The following is an 18,490-nucleotide window of genomic DNA, read 5'->3' as shown; positions in this document are numbered from 1 at the left end:
GACGTGGTGTACTTGCAGAAGTATCTGCTTTCCATCGCCCTGGGACCGGTACAGGATTTCGTCCAAGCGGCGCGTCGAACACGAGATCTGTGGTTCGGGTCTTATTTGCTATCCGACGTGTCCAAGTGCGTCGCAACAAGCCTCGTGGATGACGGTGCCACGCTCATCTTCCCGCACAAGGAGAGCTTGAGCGGCTCTCAGGCTGTCGCGAATAAAATCCTGGCCGTGTTCGAAGGAGAGTCCGTGGTTCGTGTCCTGGACCGGGCTCATCAAGCCGCTACCACGTGGTTACGTGAAAAGGCACAAACAGCAGTTCAAGCCCTGCAAAGGGAGCTTTCATCCTGCCGCGATGTGTTCGACGAAGCGCTCTTTTTCCGTCAGGTCGATGACTTTCTCGAATTCTACGCGGCGTGGGTGCCGATGACGGGTACATACGATCGCGACCGGCGGCGCGTTGAAGGCATTCTGGCGAGCCGCAAGATGCTTCGGAACTTTGATCCCAACGAAGGGGCGCGAGTGCCGAAATCGAGCTTGGACGGCGTTCGAGAATCGGTCCTCCGCATCTCCACGAACGACGCCTTAATCGAACGTGCGCTGCGGAGAATGGGCATCCGACCCGGGGAAGCTCTCGACGCGATGGGGCTCATCAAACGCCTAAGTGGTCAGCGCCCTTATCCGTCGGTCGTGCGCGTCGCTGTGGACAGCTGGATTCAGGCGGGCATGTCCGACGAGCGCTTTCGAGCGCAACTCGGGCGGGTCTCCGAGACATTGGAACGCGTCCTCAAAGAGGCACCTGAATTGGACGTGGTGTCATCCACGCGGGGCCGCGACGGATCCGAGGTCTATGTGCCGGATCATTACAAAAATTTCCCATACGATGGGAAGGCCCTCTTGGAAGGCTTTTTTGAGCAAGAAGAGTTCCGGCAGTTGCAGGAGCGGTATCCCAGTCTGGCGGATGAGCTAAAGCGCGTGGTGACTCGGTTGCAAGAGATTCGGCGACGCTCGCCTCAGCCCTATCTCGCCGTGTTGATGGCCGATGGAGATCGGATGGGCGTTCAAATCGACCGAATGACAACTTCCGACGACCATTCGAACTTCAGCTATCGCGTGTCGGAGTTCGCGCGGCGGGCGCAGGACGTGATCGTCCAACACCGTGGGGTTCCGGTCTACGCGGGCGGCGACGACGTGTTCGCGTTCCTGCCCATCGAAACTTGCCTGCGGGCTGCAGACGCACTGCGGAAGCTTTTCGAAGAGGAGGTGGCATCCGCCGCCGCGAGTGACAAGCCTTCCTTATCTGTTGGGATCGCCATTGGATATTGCCGGGAAGACCTGGGCTATCTTCGCCAGCTCGCGCAACAGGCGGAGCATGAGGCCAAGGAGCCGGACCGAAATGGTCTCTGCGTGCTCGTGCAAACGCGTTCGGGCGGCGATCCGATTCGGGTTCGGTGCCGATGGGACGAAGACCCTGTGCCGCGCATGGAGCGGCTGGCCGCGTGGCATCAGAGGTCGGAGATTGCGCACACCACAGGATATGTCCTTGAGCAGATTGGTCGCCTGTACGGCGGCGCCGCGGACGAGGACATCGTGGCGGGTGAACTGCGGCGAGCACTGTCTCGACGGACGGTGGCGGGTGAGCGCCGGCTTGCCGACGACGTCATGGACGACATCACCTCACTGTTTCGATCGCGTCTCCTCGCGCGGCAAGCTCTGCAGGATGGAGCGGCAACCGCCGCGCTTCAGGATTGCGCTTCGTGGTTGAAACTTGGTCACTGGTTGGCAAGTCACGCGGAACCTGAGGCGTGGCAGAACGTTGAGATCCGCGCCGGCGAGGAGGTGGACACGTGAGGACGGGTTGGATCCTGTTTGAGCCCTTCGACCGTTTGGTGGTCAGGGACGGACGGCCTTTCGGTGGCGAGAACCGCACGCTTCGCACGCTGTCATGGCCCCTCCCTCCGACGACGGCGGGGGCCGTGCGCACACTGGTGGGTTCTTTGATGGCCAGAGGCGGGCCCGCTTTTACGGACGACCACATTGAGCTCTTGAAACAGATCTCTGTTCAGGGCCCCATGCTTGCAGTCATGCGAGAATCAGGCTTCCCGAACCTCTTCGTTCCCGCCCGGCGGGACGTGTGGATGGCGCGGACGGGCGATGGCATCAAAGTGGGCGCCATGATTCCCAAACGAATGGGCTCCGGCGCGGGGACGGATCTGAGTCAGCTCAGCGCTTTCGCCTGTCCGCCTGGTGCGGATAAGCCCATCTCGCCCCCCGCTTTTTGGTCGCTCGAAGCGTATGTCCGATGGATGACGTTCGATCACGTCCAATCCAATGTGTTCGAGGCATCCACCGCAGATCCAGCATCGGCTCTGGCTTCGTACCTTGGCTTCGAAACGGCGGGGCAAGCGAGTGGCGAGCGCTCTCTTCATTTCCGATCCGGCCCAGCGGTGGAGTGGCGCACGCACGTGCAGATGGAAGGCGGACAGCGAAAGACGGGAGGACTGTTCTCTACCTCCGGCCTCCGCTTTCAACATGATGAGCGGATCGCCTGCTGGATTGAATTGCCAGACGAGGTCGGGGACGTCTTTCAGAGTCGCTCGGATGTTCCAGGACATCTCGGTGGGGAACGTGGATTGGCGCGCGTGACGTGGCGAGAAGCGAGACAACCTGTGCCGGGCGAATGGAGCAGTAGCTCGGCGCTCGCCGAGCCTTACCGCAGCGGCGACTTGCTTCGTCTGGTGTTCTTGACGCCGTGTCCGTTTGCACGAGGATGGTTGCCCAATTGGCTCGATGACCGCCTGGAGGGGGAACTGCCGGGCACTCATCTGCGCGTCAGGCTCGAAACGGCCGTGGTGCCTCGATTTGTTCCCGTCTCGGGTTGGAGTCTCGCGGAACCGCGTGGTCCGAAACCCATGCGAAAGTGTGTTCCCGCGGGTAGCGTATATTTCTTTACCGTCTTGAACGAGGACGCCTATCGGCCGATCCGGCCTCTGGATTTATGGTGGTCTTCCGTGGCGGATGATCCGCAGGACGCTCGCGATGGATTCGGAGTTGTCGCCGCAGGACGCTGGGCGTGGGGGGAGGATGTACTGTGACCGTCATTCAGTCGTACTGGGTTTATGCGTATTCTCCCATCCATGTAGGGGCGGGACAAGGCACGGGATTTGTGGACCTACCTATCGTGCGGGAAAAGGTGACAGGATGGCCGTACCTGCCGGGCACCTCCATCAAAGGTGTTCTTCGCGATGAATGGGAGCGAAAGTGTCGACAAAAGGGTACGCCGGAGCAAGACGGTTTGAGAGAGGTCGAGCGGGTGTTCGGCACGCAGGAGCGGGCGGGCATCGCGACGTTCACGGATGCCCGCCTGGTGTGTCTGCCGGTCGCGAGCATGTTTGGAACCTATGCGTATGTGACTTGCCCCCTCATCCTGCAGCGCCTGGCGCGGGACATGGCGCTGACCGGTGTTGAAATTCCCGCATTGTCACGCGCGGTCGAAACCGATCGGGCGTTGGTTTCAAACAGCTCAAAGCTCGCATTCACGTTTCCGTCGAATCCGGAACCTTCCCTGTACCTTCTGGACTTTTGCCTGAAGTCGGAGAACTGCGACGTTACAACATCCATCGGCCGACGCCTTGCGGAAATCCTGTTTGACGACGAGGACTGGCGTCAGATCTTCGTGGATCGCTTCGTCGTCGTCCATGATCAACTGTTTCAATTCTTTTCTGAGCAAGGAACGCAGGTGGACGCACACATTCGAATGGGCGACAATGGCACCGTTGCCCAAGGGGCGCTTTGGTACGAGGAGTCCCTGCCGCCGGAGTCCGTGCTCGTTGGACTCGTGTCGGTGGATGACCCGAGGCGCGAGGAAGGGAGCGATGCGGCGAGTCCGTTTCGCGGGCGGGTGGTTACGCAAATAGGTGGCAACGCGACGACGGGCTGCGGGCAGTCCCTACTCATCTTTGGGCCTGAGAGGGCGGTGGACTGAAATGGACAGCGTGCTTGAGTCCGATTTGCAACCGCGCGCGGTTCAATGGTTGCAACGTGCTAAGAACCTCGTTCGTGAAGCGGCCGACACTCGTGTGCGTTCCGAATATGCGTCATTGGCGCGTGGATTGCCAGCTTTGCTGCATCAATCTGGTCTCTTTCAGACCATCGCCTACTTGGAAAGTCGATCTCGCCGGGCCTCCAACAATCCCACGGCTCACGGACTCGTGCTCGCTCATCTGGCCTCTCTTTTGTCTCCCTTCACTGGGATGAAGGAGCTGAAGACGGATGAGCTTACACAGATGAAACTGCACGAGTATCTCGTCGTATCGCGCCTCTCGCTGGAGGCGGCCTCCTGGTTGAAGCGAATGGTCGAAATCCAGTTTGGCGACGAGGAGGAGCCGCATGCGTGATCGTGACATTCGAGGCCCTCTGGCGCAAGAAAGCATGTGGGAGACGGTAGGGGCCAAGTTGGACAATCCGGGCCTCGTCTTTCAGCGATTCGGATTCGTCGGCGTGCATGAACCTCAAGGTGATGCCGGGAGTTTGCTGGCCTCGGCATATGAACGAATTCACAAGGCGTTCTGCGCTGCACAACAGGGCGATCTCTATCCGCGGGTGTATCAACGGGCCGCGTCGATGCCCAGCATGGGACGTACTCGCCATTTGAGTGGCGAGATCGAGTTTGAACAACGCGTGGCAGTGGGCCTCGGCCGCGAGTCGGTGTACGAAGTTGGACTGATGTTCCATCCCGTGTACGGGGTTCCTTATATCCCGGGCAGCACATTGAAGGGGCTTTTGTCTCATTTTGTGCACGACGTTGTCGGTCAACAGGGGCGTCATCCGGAATTTCAGCGAGGCGGGGAAGGCCATCGCTTTCTCTTTGGCACCACTGAACGAGACGACGAGGAACGGAACCGGGGCGCGTTGACCTTCTACGATGCGCTCATCAAGCCCGAGGCGCTCAAATCCCTGCGACTCGAGGTCATGACCATTCATTATCCATCCTATTACCGTGGGCTGGACACGCCGCACGGAATGGACGACCCCATCCCAGTCCATTTTCTGAGCCTCGACCGCCCGACGTTTCTCCTCAGGCTCGGAATGGGCTGTGAGGATGAAAAAGCTGAGGAATGGCTCGCCTGGTCGTGGGACCGGCTGTTGGACGCCCTTTCCCTGTGGGGCGTCGGCGGGAAAAAGTCGAGCGGTTACGGGCGGGCGAAGGGAAGACAAGCGGAGTCGGTCGGGAGCGAAACAGAAGAGGCCCTGCCGAGTCGGGGGTCTGTTCTGCTCGTGAGGCGCATTCAACCTCCCGAGGGGAAACAAGGGGTCTGGTTTGAGACGGTGAATCCGCCTCGTTTGTATGGCAACGCAAGCAGTGTACCTCCGCACCTGGCGCCAGAAATCGGGGGAACGATGGAGTTGATGATCAAGGAACTTTACCCACATATTGATGCAGAAAGGGTTCTATGGGATAAGCCTCCTGCCGCTCGGATTCCGTCGAAAGGAGCAGACCGATCCAAGGGACGACCAGGACCTCGGCGGTAGACCTCATCGAATTCGGAGGGCTTTGACGTGACGCACGTGACATCCATCGGCGCGAAAGGTGAAGCTCCCCACATCCTGCTCGCCCCCGATTCCTTCAAGGGCTCGCTCACCGCGCGCGAGGCGGCTGAGGCGATGGCCGAGGGCGTGAGCCGGGCGTGTCCATCCGCCCAGTTGGCGCTTGTCCCCATCGCGGACGGCGGCGAAGGCACGCTTGCGGCCATCGCCACCTCGACCCGCGCGCGGTGGCTATCGACCGAGGTTACGGCGGCGAGCGGCCAACCTAAGCAAGGCCGTTTCCTTGCCCTCCCCGATGGCACCGCCGTCGTCGAGTGCGCGGAGGCCGTCGGCCTGCCGGAGGCCCTCCGTTCGGGCGCGGACGTCTGGCGCCGGACCACGGTCGGGGTCGGCGAGATGATCCGGCACGCGCTCGAGACGGGGCATCGCCGCATCGCGGTGGCGCTCGGGGGATCCGCCACGAACGACGCGGGCGTCGGCATGCTCGCGGCGCTCGGTGTGCGATTACTCGATGATGCGGGCCAGGACGTGCCCCCGGTGCCGGCGGAGTTTCACCGCGTGGCGCGCGTCGACGTGTCTGGCCTCGACGAGCGCCTCCGCGGCGCCGAGATGCTCGCCGTGTGCGACGTGGATAACCCGCTCACGGGCGAAAACGGGGCCACCACCGTCTTCGGCCCGCAGAAGGGCGTCTCGACCCACGACGTGCCGCGTCTAGACGAGGCGCTCGCGCACCTGGCCGCGCGCTGCGAGGCGGCCTTTGGCTGCAAAGCGGCGGACCTGCCCGGCGCAGGCGCGGCGGGGGGCCTTGGCTTCGCGCTCTACCTTCTTGGCGCCGCGCGGGTGTCCGGCATCGACTTTGTGCTGGACGCGGTCGGGTTCGATCACGCCCTTGAACGTGCCGCGCTCGTCCTCACCGGCGAAGGCCGCACGGATGCGCAGACGGCCCACGGCAAGGCGGTGGCTGGCGTGGCCCGGCGCGCCAAAGCCCGCGGCGTGCCTGTGTTCTGCATCTCCGGGGCCATCGGCCCGGGGGCCGAGCGCCTGTACGATCACGGCGTCTCCGCGCTCTTCGCCACCGCGCCCGGGCCCATCGCGCTGGACGAGGCCATGGCGAACGCCAAGGCGCTGCTTGCGGCTGCTGCGGAAAACGCCGTGCGTGCGTGGCTCGCTGGACGGCCTTAGGCCCGCGCGAGCCGGAAGGGCGCAAATCCGCCGCTTGCCCACCGCTAGCGGTGCGCCTTTCCCGCGGGTCTCGCGCATCTCCCGGATGCCAACCGCCTGCACCGCGGCCGCTTTGGCACCTGTCGAACCGCATCTGCCGCATTCATGCTACAATGTCTTTGTGGGCGATCTCGCCCTTATTCTTTCACATTTTCTAACACACAAGTATACAAGAGCTGGCACAGGCCGCGCCGCGATCGCGCCGCCATGTGGCATCCGCGGCGGCAAGGCCGAGCTATGTAGGTGAGGAGGGGCGAGGTTGGCGGAGCATCGAGGACATGCGCGGCGCGTGCTCACGTTCGGCGAACCGCTGGTGGTCTGTGTGCCGGATGGACCAGGAAAACTGCATCAGGTGCGCCGCTTCCACACGAGTTGTGCCGGCGCGGAACTGAACACCGCGGTCGGCCTCGCGCGATTGGACGTCCCCGTCGCATATCTGGCGAAGGTGGGAGACGATCCGTTTGGCGAACAGATCCGCCGCGCGCTGCGCGAGGAGGGCGTCGACGATGGCCTTCTCGCGGCGTCCCACCGGTGCCCGACGGGGATCTACTTCAAGCAGTGGTCGGGCCTCGACGCGCGCACGGAGGTCTTTTACTATCGCCGGCAGTCCGCGATGGCAGAGGAGGGCTTCCCGACCGAGCCGGCGGAGGCGTGGCTTGCGTCGGGCGAAATTGCGTGGGTGCACGGGACGGGCATCACCTGGATGATCGGCGAGGCGGCCCGGCGGGCGAGCGATGCGCTCGTGGAGGCGGCCACCCGGGCGGGCGCGACGTGTTCGTTCGACATCAACGTGCGGCTGAAGTTGGCGCCTGCAGATGCGTGGCGCGCACTGCTCGAGCACAACGCGCCGAGGGCCACGTGGCTCTTCATCGGTGACTCCGAGGCGGAGCTGCTCCTCGGCACGGCGCGCGGTCAGGAGGTGTGGGCGGCCATCCGAGACATGGGTTTTGTCGGTGAGGGCGTCATCGTCAAGCGGGGCGCGGAAGGGGCGGAGTGGCTGTCGGATGGCGGCGTGCTCCACGTACCAGCTTGGCCCGTCTCGAACGTGGTGGACACGGTCGGCGCGGGGGACGGCTTCAACGCAGGGTTCATCGCGGGGCGGATGAAGGGGTGGAGCGTGGCGGATGCGCTGAAGCTGGCGGCCCTCGTCGGCGCGTGCGCCGTGACCGCCGAGGGCGATTATGAAGGCTATCCGACGTGGCGGGAGGCCATGTCGTATCTCGAGGGCCAGGGAGGCGTGGAACGATGAACGTGGTATCGATGCTGGAACAGGAGAAGATTGTGGCGGTCCTGCGGCGGTTGCCGTCGGACACGTTTCTGGACGTGGTGCGTGCGCTCGTCGACGGAGGGGTGCGCGCCATCGAGGTGACCATGGACGCGCCGGACGGCGCGGACCTCATCCGCAGGACGCGGGAGGCGCTCGGGGATGACGTGATGCTGGGCGCGGGCACGGTGTTCACGCGCGAGCAGATGCGCGCGGCGAAGGAGGCGGGCGCATCGTTCTTCGTGTCTCCGCACCTGGATCCGGATCTCCTGGAGGCCGCGCAGGAATGGGGCGTCCCGATGGTGCCGGGTGTGCTCACACCGACGGAAGTCGCCGCGGCGCACCGGCACGGCGCGCAGGCCGTGAAGATTTTTCCCGGCAGCCTCGTGGGCCCAGGCTATCTGCGCGATCTCCGCGGTCCTTTCAAGGATCTCAAGGCCATGGTGACGGGCGGCGTGAGCGAGGACAACGCGCGCGCCTTCCTCGACGCGGGCGCGGTGGCGGTGGGCGTCGGCAGTTCGCTCTTCCCGAAGGCGGATCTCGAGGCCCGCGACTACGCGTCCATCGCGAAGCGGGCCGAGCGGCTGGTCCGCCTCGTGCGCGGTTGAGGGGAGGATCCGCGGATGCAACTTTCGTTTCGCTGGTACGGACCGGACGATCCCGTCGCGCTTGAGAAGATCCGCCAGATCCCAGGGTGCGTAGGCATCGTCTCCGCGCTCTACCACGTGCCGCCGGGCGAAGTCTGGCCGGAGGACGAGATCCGCGAGCTCGTGCGGCAGGTGGAGTCGCGCGGCTTTCGCCTGACCGTCGTCGAAAGTGTGCCGGTGCACGAGGACATTAAGCTCGGGCGCCCGGCGCGCGACAAGTACATCGAGGCGTACCAGGAGACGCTCAGGCGGCTCGCGAAGGCCGGGATCGACACGGTCTGCTACAACTTCATGCCGCTCTTTGACTGGATGCGCACCTCGCTCGCGTATCCGTTGCCGGACGGATCGAACTCGCTCGCCTATTTCCACGACGAGGTGGACGAAGAGGCGCTCCTGTCGGGACGGGTGAAGCTGCCGGTGTGGAACATCGACGAGGATGGCGAGAAACTGCGCCGTCTGCGGGACGAGTACCGGGAGCGGGGCGACGAGGGACTGTGGGACAGCCTCGCCTACTTCCTGCGCGCCGTGGCTCCCGTCGCTGAAGAGGTGGGCATTCGCCTGGCCATCCATCCGGACGATCCGCCCTGGCCCGTGATTGGCATCCCGCGCATCATCGGGCGGCACGCGTCGTTTGTGCGCATGTTCGAGATCTGCGACTCGCCCGCAAACGGCGTGTGCTTCTGCTCCGGATCGCTCGGTGCAACGGCGGAGAACGACCTGCCCGCCATCCTGCGCGATCTCGGCGAGCGAAATCGGCTGCACTTCGTCCACCTGCGAAACGTGAAGCGCGTCGGGGAAAAGTCGTTCTACGAATCCGGCCACCTGTCGCGGGACGGATCGGTCGACATGGCGGAGCTCGTGGCCATCCTCGCGAAGCTCGATTACCAAGGCCCGGCGAGGCCCGATCACGGCCGGATGATCTGGGGCGAGACGGGGATCCCGGGCTACGGCCTGTACGATCGCGCGCTCGGCCTCACGTACCTCAACGGCCTCTGGGAGGCGTCTCGCGCGTTCGTCACCAACAGGGTCTGACGCGGCTATCTGCGCCGCCCCGCTTTACACCGCCAGTATAATGGAAGGCGGGTGTTCATCTGGACACGAGGTGTCCAAGGAGTCGGAGGGGCGCATGGACAAGGCATGGCTCGATGGCCTGGCGGAGGTCGTGCGGGAGGCTGGCCGCCTGGTGGAGGAGATCGCCAGGCAGGGCTTCGATACGCAATTCAAGCATCCGGAAGAGAGGCGAGATCCGGTCACGACAGCCGATCTCGCCTGTGACGCGTTTCTGAAAGAGCGGCTGCTCACGCTGCTTCCGGAGGCGGGCTGGCTGTCCGAGGAGACGAAGGATCGGCCGGATCGATTGGAGAAAAGGTGGGTGTGGATCGTCGATCCCATCGACGGCACGCGGGAGTTCGTCCGCCGCATTCCCGAGTACGCCATCTCGGTGGCGCTCGCGCGGGACGGCGAGCCGGTGGCGGGCGCGGTGGTGAATCCCGCGACGGGGGATCTGTTTCTCGGCGCCGTGGGCGTCGGCGCATGGCGGAATGGAACGCCCATGGTTTGTTCCCGCATCCGCGGCGAGCGGCTCACGATTCTCGGCAGCCGGTCGGAGATGAACCGCGGCGAGTTCGAGCCGTTTGCCGGCATTCTCGAGGTCCGGGCGGTGGGCTCCATCGCGTATAAGCTCGCGCTCGTCGCGGCGGGCGAGGCGGATGGCACGTTCAGCCTCGGCCCGAAACACGAGTGGGATATCGCGGCCGGCGTCGCGCTCGTCCTGGCGGCGGGCGGCCGGGTACACGATGGCGCCGGGCGCCCGTTTCGCTTCAACCAGCCGCACACGCTCACCCGTGGCATCGTCGCGGCCACGCGCGAGGCGTATGGCGATCTCGCCCTGCTCATCGAGCGGCACGCCCCACGGCGCGCCTAGCCGTGGAGGTGCAGGTGCGCGGCGAGAATGCCCAGATCTTCGTGCAGCGCGGTGCAGGTCTCGTCGAGGCCCGCCTGCGATGGCAGCCATGCGTACGCGAGGGGCGTGCAGACGGAGCTCGCGACATAGCCGACAGGGTACGGCTCGACCTTCACCCCGACGCGCCGAAAGTCAATTACGGCGCGCGCCATCTGCGCCGCCGACGCGACGAGAATGGGGCGCGACCGGTGGAGTCTGCGCAGCATGACGGCGGTGTGTTCGGCGTTCTCCTCCGTCGTCCGGCTCGTGGCGTCCACGTACAGGTCGCGCTGTGGCACGCCGAGTGCGGCGAGATCGCGCGCCGCGATGAGCGCAAACGCGTAGGATTTCCCGTTTGCGCGGATGAGCGGGCCGCCGGAGAGCACGATGGGCAAGTGGAGCCTTCGGTACAGGGCCGCGGCGGCGAGGACGCGCTCGCCCGAGTCGCCGTACAGGGTGCCGGTGTCGAGGGCGGGATCGGCGAAATCAGGGGTGGCGGCGGAGAAGCCCGCGCCGAGCACCACGATGGCGTCACCCGTGGGACGCGCGGGCGGCGCGTAAGCGCGTTCGAGGGGGATGAGAAGCCAATTGCCGACGGCCGGGGTGCACGCGGCGGCGAAGGCCAGCGACACGGCGGCAAACGCGATGGCGAAGCCGCGGCGATGGCGCGCAAGGAGAATGGCCAAAACAAGCGTGAGGGAGGCGAAGAGGCCCGGCGGCAGGGCGAGGCTCTCCGCCAGCTTGACGACCCACAGCATGGGAGGAATCAGTCCTCGCCGTCCTCAAACAGCTTCAGGTATTCGCCGTATCCTTCTTTTTCGAGGTCCTGTTTCGGGATAAAGCGGAGCGCCGCCGAGTTGATGCAATAGCGAAGGCCGCCCTTGTCGATGGGGCCGTCGGGGAACACGTGGCCCAGGTGCGCGTCTGCGTCGCGGCTGCGGACCTCCGTGCGGATCATGCCGTGGCTGAGGTCCAGCCGCTCCACCACCGCGTCTTGCGCAATGGGCTTCGTGAAGCTGGGCCAGCCGCAGCCGGAGTCGAACTTATCTCGGGACGAGAAAAGCGGCTGCCCGGACACGATGTCGACGTACAGGCCCTCCTCGTGGTGGTTCCAGTACTCGTTTCGAAACGGCGGCTCCGTCGCGTTCTCCTGGGTCACGGCGTACTGAAGCGGGGTAAGGCGCTTTCGCAGCTCCTCTTTGGTCCACTTGCGCTGGGATTCGCTCATGGCCATCCCTCCCTGTCGTCAGGCGGGGCGATCGCGCCTTGCCGGTCGGACGCGATCGCCAAAGGCTCAATGGTGGCCGTGGGACTCGTCTTTGCCGAGTTCCTCGAGCATCGCGGAGACGATGCGGAGGTTCTTCTGGACCACGGGCTCCTTGAGCAGTTTCAACAGGCTGAACACGCTGTACGTGGTGGTGTCGTGCTCGGCGCGCTCTTTGGCCACCTTGTACGCATCGAGCAGCTTCTTCGCGGGGCCCACGGCCGGTTCGACCATCTGCTTGGCGAGCTTGCCGAACCCTTCGAGCGAGTCGCCGTCCGTGATGACGTCCTCCACGGCCTGGGACACGCGGCTCACGAGGTAGACCAACTTCGCGAGTTGGGGAAGGTGTTCGACGATGGCGGCGAGGCTTTCGAGCGTGCGCTCATCGGCCGTCAGCGCCTCCACCAGCTTCGCGATCTGCGGCAACCGTTCGAGCACGTTGTTCAACGAACGTTGAACGGACGGATCCAGCAGAATGTCCGACACATCCAGCGTCTCTTGCATCTGTTGCGTCTCACTCACGACGGATGAGCCTCCTTGCGCCTTGCACCGTAGAACTGCGTGCTTGGTTGTGATTGTCTGGGACTCTCGATTCCACTGCTCAGTATAGTGGACGCGAGGCCCGATGTCTAATAGAGGATGAAACGAAAAGGCGGGGGCCGCATGGGCAGATGGCCTCGCGATGGGAGTGAATGGTTTCGTGTCTGCAGGAAATCGCGGGAGCCGAGAGCCTGAAGCGTGGCTGCTCGGCGCAGGGTTTGCGGAGCACGATACTCCATTCGTGCAAACGGTGCACCAGGGCCTCGACTGCTACCTGTTTCGCCTGCAGCTCGACGGCCACGCGGTCGTCACGACATCCGGCGCGTCCATGGTAGTTAGCGCGGGGGACCTGCTCCTCTTTCCGGCAGGGGAACCTTACGAGCTTCGCATCGAGCCGGATGAGGGGGATCGGCCGGGCGAGCATCTGTCGACCGACCTGTACCTGTTCTGCAACGGCCCGTGGGTCGACAAGTGGTGGAACCATCGGCCGAGAAAGCGGCATTTGCGCCTCGCGCTACACGAAAACTGCGTCTATCTGTGGCGCCAGCTCATCGAAGAATACCGCCGGCCGGGCAAGCCGGACGAAGAACTCTGCGACTACTTGCTCCGGGCGCTGTGCCTCACGTTTGACAAGTACGGCTACGATCCGAAGCGCGCCACGCCCGTCCCCATCGCGGCGGAGCGCATTCGAGCCTACATCGAGCGGCACGCGGCGGAGGACCTGTCGCTCTCGGACATCGCGGACGCGGTCGGACTCTCGGTGTCGCGCGTGGTGCACATTTTCAAAGAGGCGTACGGTCAGACCGTCGTCCAGTACCTGCAGAATGTCCGGTTGCAGATGGCGTGCGATCGCATGCGTTTCAGCAACCTGAACTTGGAAGAGATCGCCGACCGATGCGGCTTTCACTCGTACTCCTATTTCTACCGCGTCTTTCGCCAGAAATACGGCATTTCGCCTAGAGAATTTCGACAGCGAGCGACGTGATGGGCATGTCAGCCTGCGGTCGCAATGGGAGCGATGTGTTCGTTCTGGTCCTCATCGGCGGTCTTTACGCGCCAGCCACATTCGGAAAAAGATAACCAGATTCGGCATCCCGTTTTGCGCCGGACTGTGATTCAATGTCTGGCGTGCGACTGATCCGGCTCCGGCCGCGAAAAGGGGAGAGACCAGATTTGGCTGGCGTGTACCGACGATTATCTCGCTTTTATCGGCCGTACCTGTCGCTCCTGTGGGTGAGCCTCGGCTTCCTCGTTCTGACGGCCCTCTTGCAGCTCGCGTACCCGTATCTCTTAAAGGCCATCGTCAATCGCGTGATCCTCGGGCACCGGGAGGATCTCCTGCTCCCGCTCTCGGCGGCCATCCTCCTCGCGTCCCTCGTCAAGGGCGTCTGCAACTTCACGCAGGCGTACCTGGCGCAGGTGTTCGGCGCGCGCACAGCCTTCGATCTGCGCAACGAGCTCTACCGCAAGCTCAACCACCTGCCGTTTCGGTTTTACGACGAGATCCACACGGGCGACCTCATGTCTCGCCTCACGGCCGATCTCGACGCCTTCCGCATGTTTTTCGCGTTTGGCATCAACAACCTTATGAACTTATTTCTGACCATCGTGTTCAGCATCGGCATGATGCTCACGCTCGACGTCCGGCTCGCGCTCCTCCTTTCCATTGTCATTCCCGTGCTCGCCGCGACGGCCATCCGCTTCGACAAGAAGATTGGCCCCGTCTTCATGACCATCCGCCAGACCCTCGGCCGACTCAATTCGGGCGTGCAGGAGAGCCTGATGGGCGTTCGCACCGTGAAGTCCTTCGCGCGCGAGGCGCACGAGATCGACAAATTCCGGGAGCGCAATCAGGCGTATTACGACGCCAACATCCGCGCGACGCGGCTGTGGCGCGCCTTCTTTCCCGCCATCGAACTGACCGGGAATCTCGGCGTCGTGCTCATTCTCCTCGTCGGCGGGTGGCTCGTGATGTCGGGCCACATGAATCTCGGCGATCTCGTCGCCTTTCTCTCGCTCATCTGGTACATGATCTGGCCCATGTCGCAGCTCGGCTTTTTCCTGAATAACTGGACCCAAGCCACTGCCGCCGGCGCTCGCCTCCTTGAGATCCTCGAGCAGGAGGACGATCTCGACGCTTCTCGCGAGGAGGTGGACCGCCCGATGGAGGGACTCGTCGAGTTTCGCGGCGTGAGCGTGAAGCTCGGCGGCGAATACGTGTTGCGCGATATCACGTTCACCGCGCGGCCCGGCCAGACCCTCGCGATTGTCGGCCTCACGGGGAGCGGCAAGTCCACGCTCGTCTCGCTCATTCCCCGCTTCCGGGATGTGGACGAAGGGGCGGTCCTCGTGGACGGCGTCGACGTGCGCCAATGGAAGCGGGAGTCCCTGCGGCGGCAGGTCGGCTTCGTCTTTCAGGAGGCGTTCCTCTTCTCCACGACTATCTTTGCCAACATCGCCTACGGGCGCCCGGGCGCGGACATGGCTCGGGTGCAAGAGGCAAGCGAAGTGGCGGACGCGGCCGAGTTCATCCATCGGCTGCCTGACGGGTATCTCACGCTCGTAGGAGAGCGGGGGCTCGGCCTTTCCGGCGGCCAGCGGCAGCGCGTTTCCATCGCCCGCGCGCTCGTGCCCGAGCCTCGCATTCTCATCCTGGACGACGCGACGAGCGCCGTCGACATGGAGACCGAGGAAGTGATTCAAAAGCGCCTCGCCGCACGAACGGGGCGCGCCACGACGTTCCTCATCGCCCAGCGCCTGAACGCCGTGAAAGACGCGGACGAGATCCTCGTGCTCGACGGCGGCCGGATCGTCGAGCGGGGCCGACACCAAGAGCTTCTCGATCTCGGCGGCCTGTACCGCCAGATCTACGACATGCAGTTCCGCGATCTCGAGGCCTTGCGCCAGTTCGCAAACCCTTGTATGGCGGAAGGAGAGCGCTGAGATGGCGTTGAAGCAAGACGTTCAAGGCAGTGGCGAGGCGCTCCTTCGGGCACCGTTTATCTACCGAGACGATGAGGCGCTCGAGAAAAAGCTGCAGCTGTCGCTCATCCTGCGGCTCGCCTCCTACATGCGGCCCTATCCGAAGCTCATTGCGTTTGCGCTTCTCGCGACGGGCGGCAATCTCGTCGTGACGCTGCTCGCGCCGTATCTGGTGGGCCCAGCGGTCGACGCGCTCGTCGGCGGTCGCCATTCGCACGTGCTGTTCGAGTATGCGGCGGCGCTCGTCGCGCTGTATCTCCTCAACTTCGCCGCGTCGTTCTGCCGGATCGACCTCACCAACCGACTCGGGCAGCGCGTCATTCAGCGTTTGCGCGATGAGCTGTTTGTCCACGTGCAGGGGCTGTCATCCGACTTCTTCGATGCGCGCCCCGCGGGCTCCATCCTGGTCCGCATCCTGAACGACGTGAATTCGCTTCAGGACCTATTTACCAACGGCGTCATCAATTCGATCACGAACGTGTTCACGTTGATTGGCATCATCGCCATCATGTTCTCGCTCAACTGGCAGCTCGCGACGGTCGCGCTCGTCGTCGTGCCGTTCATGTTCGTCCTGTCGCTGCGGCTGACCGTTCAAATCCGCCGCGCCTGGCAGCAGGTCCGCCTGCGCCTGAGTCGCCTGAATGCGCACCTGGCGGAAGCCATTCAGGGCATGCGGGTGACGGAGGCGTACGTCCGCGCGGACGAAAACCAGCGATTCTTCGAGGACATGAACCGCGATTACATGCGGACCTTCCTGCGCGCGCAGCGGTTCAGCATCCCGTTCGGTCCGTTGGTGGATCTCACCGGTGCCCTTGGATCGGCGCTGCTCTTCTGGTACGGCGTTCATCTCGTGCACACGGGCGTGGTCACCGTGGGGCTTCTCGTCGCGTTCGCGAACTATCTGGGCAGCTTTTGGACGCCCATCAGTCAGCTCGGGCAACTGTACAACCAGGTACTCGTCGCGATGGCGTCGTCGGAGCGCATTTTCCAATATCTCGACACCCGGCCGACGGTGACGGACCGCGGCGTCGTGCGGGAGCTGCCGCCTGTGCGGGGGCACGTCGAGTTCTGCCATGTCACCTTCGCCTACCAGCCGTCCCGCCCCGCCATCGAGGACGTCTCGTTCGTCGCGCGCCCGGGCGAGACCATCGCGCTCGTCGGCCACACGGGCGCCGGCAAATCCACGGTGGTCAACCTGCTCGCTCGCTTCTACGATCCGACCTCGGGCGAGATCCGAATTGACGGGCACGACCTCCGCTCCGTTTCGCTCGCCAGCCTGCGCCGACAGATGGGCATGGTGCTGCAGGAGACGTTCCTCTTCTCCGGGACGCTCATGGACAACATCCGCTACGGCCGACCGAATGCGACGGACGAGGAGTGCATTGCGGCCGCCAAGGCCGTGTACGCGGATGAGTTCATCCGTCGCCTCCCGGACGGTTACTTCACCGAGGTCCAGGAGCGCGGGACTCGGCTGTCCCAGGGGCAGCGTCAGCTCATCTCATTTGCGCGAGCCATCCTCGCCGATCCCAGGATTCTCATTCTCGACGAGGCCACGGCGAGCATCGACACCTACACCGAGCACCTCATTCAGCGGGCGCTCAAGGTGCTCCTCCAAGGGCGGACTTCGTTTGTCGTCGCGCACCGGCTGTCCACGATTCGCGAGGCGGATCAAATTCTCGTGTTTGACGGCGGTCGCATCGTCGAACGCGGCCGGCACGATGACCTCATGCGCCGCCGCGGCGCCTACTACAAGCTCGTGCAGGCGCAGTACCGAAGCATGATGGAAGGATGACGTTCGGCCGCACGGAGCGTAGAAGGTTTGAGTAGGGATTGTTGTTGCACGTACCAGGCGCGCATCACTTCAAGATATTCGCGACAAGAAATAAGAGACATTCGCATGCACGCATCTTTCGGTAAGAATTTGAATTGAGTGAGCCATTCCCCTTTCGGTTCGATTTTAGCTGAGTGATCGCGCCCTATTGCCTTTGGAAGCGTTTTCTGATATAATAATGAGTAACGATGTGAAAACGTTACCTCAAATTCAGATCACAAACGGTGATTAGTTTTGGTCACGATTCGAGATGTGGCTCGCAAAGCAGGAGTTTCTGTTTCTACGGTTTCTAGAGTCATCAATGGAAGTGGTTACGTAGGGGAAGATACAGAGCGTAAGGTACTTCTTGCTATGAAGGAGCTCAACTACCAACCCAATCGAATTGCGCGCGGACTAGTCAGTCGTCGGACGTCGACGATTGGCTTGCTCATCCCGGATGTCGCAAACCCCTTCTTTTCGGAGATGGCACGAGGTGTCGAAGACGCCGCAATTGCCGAGGGGTATTCGGTTCTTCTATGTAACTCGGATTGGAAATCTGAACGCGAACTGATGTACATCGATCTTCTTAAGGGACGATGGGTTGACGGAATCGTCATCGTGGGAAGCCGAAGTGACAGTCGGGTGATTGAAGCTGCTGTTGGCGATACACCGCTGGTCATTGTGGATCGTCGTTCATCTGAATTTAGGTGGTCAGTGTGGACGGACAATCGTCAGGGTGCTGCACTGGTAGTTGAGCACTTATTGAAGATGGGATGCTCAAAGATCGTCCATATCGCCGGACCGAGTGATTCTCCGTCGGCTCAGGAAAGACGGAAGGGATATGAACAGGCCATATCTCAAGCTGGGCTTGTAGCGATAGTGTACGAAGGAGATTTTCGCTTCGCTTCAGGGTTTGAAATTGCAACGATGATACTCGAGGGCTCCCAACGACCTGATGGGATTTTTGCAGCCAATGATTTAATGGCAATAGGCGTTTTGCAAGCCGCAGTAAAGCTTGGAGTTCAGGTTCCTCATGAAGTGGCGATTGTAGGTTATGACAATATTCCGTCTGCGGGGTATGTGAGTCCTTCACTTACGACCGTTCATCAGCCTTCATATCAGATGGGCGTGTCAGCCTTCGATTTGCTGCTTGAGCAGTTTGTCACCAACTCAGGTCAGAGTGCTCGCAAGGTTAAGTTCGAACCGAAGCTTGTTGTCCGGGACTCTAGTTTGAAGTGTCCATCGAGAAATAGCGTTTGAGAAGCTTATTAGGTATGTG

At 63.0% G+C, this 18,490-nt stretch carries 17 protein-coding genes; 14 read left to right on the top strand and 3 right to left on the bottom strand.

All coding sequences use genetic code 11. The features are described 5' to 3' along the window. Positions 1-3: 3 nt before the first annotated feature. The 10 genes from cas10 (at position 4) to AACI_RS11320 (ending at position 10,597) form a co-directional block, all read left to right on the top strand. On the top strand, positions 4-1,845 hold the full coding sequence (gene cas10, locus AACI_RS11365; protein WP_245530793.1) for a type III-B CRISPR-associated protein Cas10/Cmr2: 1,842 nt from the start codon (positions 4-6) through the stop codon (positions 1,843-1,845). After that, positions 1,842-3,089, top strand: a complete 1,248-nt coding sequence (locus tag AACI_RS11360) for a type III-B CRISPR module-associated Cmr3 family protein (protein WP_012811554.1) — start codon at positions 1,842-1,844, stop codon at positions 3,087-3,089. Before cas10 ends, AACI_RS11360 begins: the two co-directional genes overlap by 4 nt. After that, positions 3,086-3,979, top strand: a complete 894-nt coding sequence (gene cmr4, locus AACI_RS11355) for a type III-B CRISPR module RAMP protein Cmr4 (protein WP_012811553.1) — start codon at positions 3,086-3,088, stop codon at positions 3,977-3,979. The genes AACI_RS11360 and cmr4 overlap by 4 nt, the downstream gene beginning before the upstream one ends. Position 3,980: 1 nt before the next feature. Next, entirely contained in the window at positions 3,981-4,391 is a 411-nt protein-coding gene (cmr5, locus tag AACI_RS11350) for a type III-B CRISPR module-associated protein Cmr5 (RefSeq protein WP_148213783.1), read from the top strand. Then, the gene (gene cmr6 / locus AACI_RS11345; RefSeq protein WP_012811551.1) at positions 4,384-5,526 is read left to right on the top strand and encodes a type III-B CRISPR module RAMP protein Cmr6; all 1,143 of its coding nucleotides are present in this window, start codon (positions 4,384-4,386) and stop codon (positions 5,524-5,526) included. The genes cmr5 and cmr6 overlap by 8 nt, the downstream gene beginning before the upstream one ends. 27 nt (positions 5,527-5,553) lie before the next feature. After that, positions 5,554-6,723 (top strand): glycerate kinase, encoded by a 1,170-nt coding sequence (locus tag AACI_RS11340; RefSeq protein WP_012811550.1) that lies wholly within the window; start codon positions 5,554-5,556, stop codon positions 6,721-6,723. A 298-nt stretch (positions 6,724-7,021) separates the two neighbouring features. After that, positions 7,022-8,011, top strand: a complete 990-nt coding sequence (locus AACI_RS11335) for a sugar kinase (protein ID WP_012811549.1) — start codon at positions 7,022-7,024, stop codon at positions 8,009-8,011. Continuing rightward, positions 8,008-8,634, top strand: coding sequence for a bifunctional 4-hydroxy-2-oxoglutarate aldolase/2-dehydro-3-deoxy-phosphogluconate aldolase (locus AACI_RS11330; protein ID WP_012811548.1), 627 nt, complete (start codon positions 8,008-8,010; stop codon positions 8,632-8,634). The genes AACI_RS11335 and AACI_RS11330 overlap by 4 nt, the downstream gene beginning before the upstream one ends. 15 nt (positions 8,635-8,649) lie before the next feature. Continuing rightward, the gene (locus tag AACI_RS11325) at positions 8,650-9,705 is read left to right on the top strand and encodes a mannonate dehydratase (RefSeq protein ID WP_012811547.1); all 1,056 of its coding nucleotides are present in this window, start codon (positions 8,650-8,652) and stop codon (positions 9,703-9,705) included. A gap of 70 nt (positions 9,706-9,775) precedes the next feature. After that, on the top strand, positions 9,776-10,597 hold the full coding sequence (locus tag AACI_RS11320) for a 3'(2'),5'-bisphosphate nucleotidase CysQ (protein WP_245530576.1): 822 nt from the start codon (positions 9,776-9,778) through the stop codon (positions 10,595-10,597). Here AACI_RS11320 and AACI_RS11315 read toward each other — a convergent pair. From AACI_RS11315 to AACI_RS11305, 3 genes are all read right to left on the bottom strand, one after another. Further along, on the bottom strand, positions 10,594-11,373 hold the full coding sequence (locus AACI_RS11315) for a YdcF family protein (protein WP_012811545.1): 780 nt from the start codon (positions 11,371-11,373) through the stop codon (positions 10,594-10,596). The genes AACI_RS11320 and AACI_RS11315 overlap by 4 nt on opposite strands. Before the next feature lie 8 nt (positions 11,374-11,381). Continuing rightward, entirely contained in the window at positions 11,382-11,843 is a 462-nt protein-coding gene (gene msrB, locus AACI_RS11310) for a peptide-methionine (R)-S-oxide reductase MsrB (RefSeq protein ID WP_012811544.1), read from the bottom strand. A gap of 66 nt (positions 11,844-11,909) precedes the next feature. Further along, positions 11,910-12,401, bottom strand: coding sequence for a DUF1641 domain-containing protein (locus AACI_RS11305; RefSeq protein WP_012811543.1), 492 nt, complete (start codon positions 12,399-12,401; stop codon positions 11,910-11,912). Between the two features lie 178 nt (positions 12,402-12,579). Here AACI_RS11305 and AACI_RS11300 point away from each other — a divergent pair, with 178 nt between their 5' ends. The 4 genes from AACI_RS11300 (at position 12,580) to AACI_RS11285 (ending at position 18,471) form a co-directional block, all read left to right on the top strand. Beyond that, entirely contained in the window at positions 12,580-13,404 is an 825-nt protein-coding gene (locus AACI_RS11300) for a helix-turn-helix transcriptional regulator (RefSeq protein WP_012811542.1), read from the top strand. A 197-nt stretch (positions 13,405-13,601) separates the two neighbouring features. Continuing rightward, positions 13,602-15,362 (top strand): ABC transporter ATP-binding protein, encoded by a 1,761-nt coding sequence (locus AACI_RS11295; RefSeq protein ID WP_245530791.1) that lies wholly within the window; start codon positions 13,602-13,604, stop codon positions 15,360-15,362. A 1-nt stretch (position 15,363) separates the two neighbouring features. Further along, positions 15,364-17,193 (top strand): ABC transporter ATP-binding protein, encoded by a 1,830-nt coding sequence (locus AACI_RS11290; protein WP_012811540.1) that lies wholly within the window; start codon positions 15,364-15,366, stop codon positions 17,191-17,193. 291 nt (positions 17,194-17,484) lie between these two features. Further along, on the top strand, positions 17,485-18,471 hold the full coding sequence (locus AACI_RS11285; RefSeq protein WP_148213865.1) for a LacI family DNA-binding transcriptional regulator: 987 nt from the start codon (positions 17,485-17,487) through the stop codon (positions 18,469-18,471). Positions 18,472-18,490 lie beyond the last annotated feature (19 nt).

Source organism: Alicyclobacillus acidocaldarius subsp. acidocaldarius DSM 446 (assembly GCF_000024285.1).
GTDB lineage: Bacteria > Bacillota > Bacilli > Alicyclobacillales > Alicyclobacillaceae > Alicyclobacillus > Alicyclobacillus acidocaldarius.
The sequence above is the reverse complement of the archived record's forward strand: the minus strand, read 5'-3'. Positions and strand labels throughout refer to the sequence as shown.

Coding starts and splice junctions, on each gene's coding strand:
- cmr5 (WP_148213783.1), top strand. CDS start 3,981: ATGGACAGCGTGCTTGAGTCCGATTTGCAACCGCGCGCGGTTCAATGG.
- cmr6 (WP_012811551.1), top strand. CDS start 4,384: ATGCGTGATCGTGACATTCGAGGCCCTCTGGCGCAAGAAAGCATGTGG.
- AACI_RS11330 (WP_012811548.1), top strand. CDS start 8,008: ATGAACGTGGTATCGATGCTGGAACAGGAGAAGATTGTGGCGGTCCTG.
- AACI_RS11325 (WP_012811547.1), top strand. CDS start 8,650: ATGCAACTTTCGTTTCGCTGGTACGGACCGGACGATCCCGTCGCGCTT.
- AACI_RS11315 (WP_012811545.1), bottom strand. CDS start 11,373: ATGCTGTGGGTCGTCAAGCTGGCGGAGAGCCTCGCCCTGCCGCCGGGC.
- msrB (WP_012811544.1), bottom strand. CDS start 11,843: ATGAGCGAATCCCAGCGCAAGTGGACCAAAGAGGAGCTGCGAAAGCGC.
- AACI_RS11290 (WP_012811540.1), top strand. CDS start 15,364: ATGGCGTTGAAGCAAGACGTTCAAGGCAGTGGCGAGGCGCTCCTTCGG.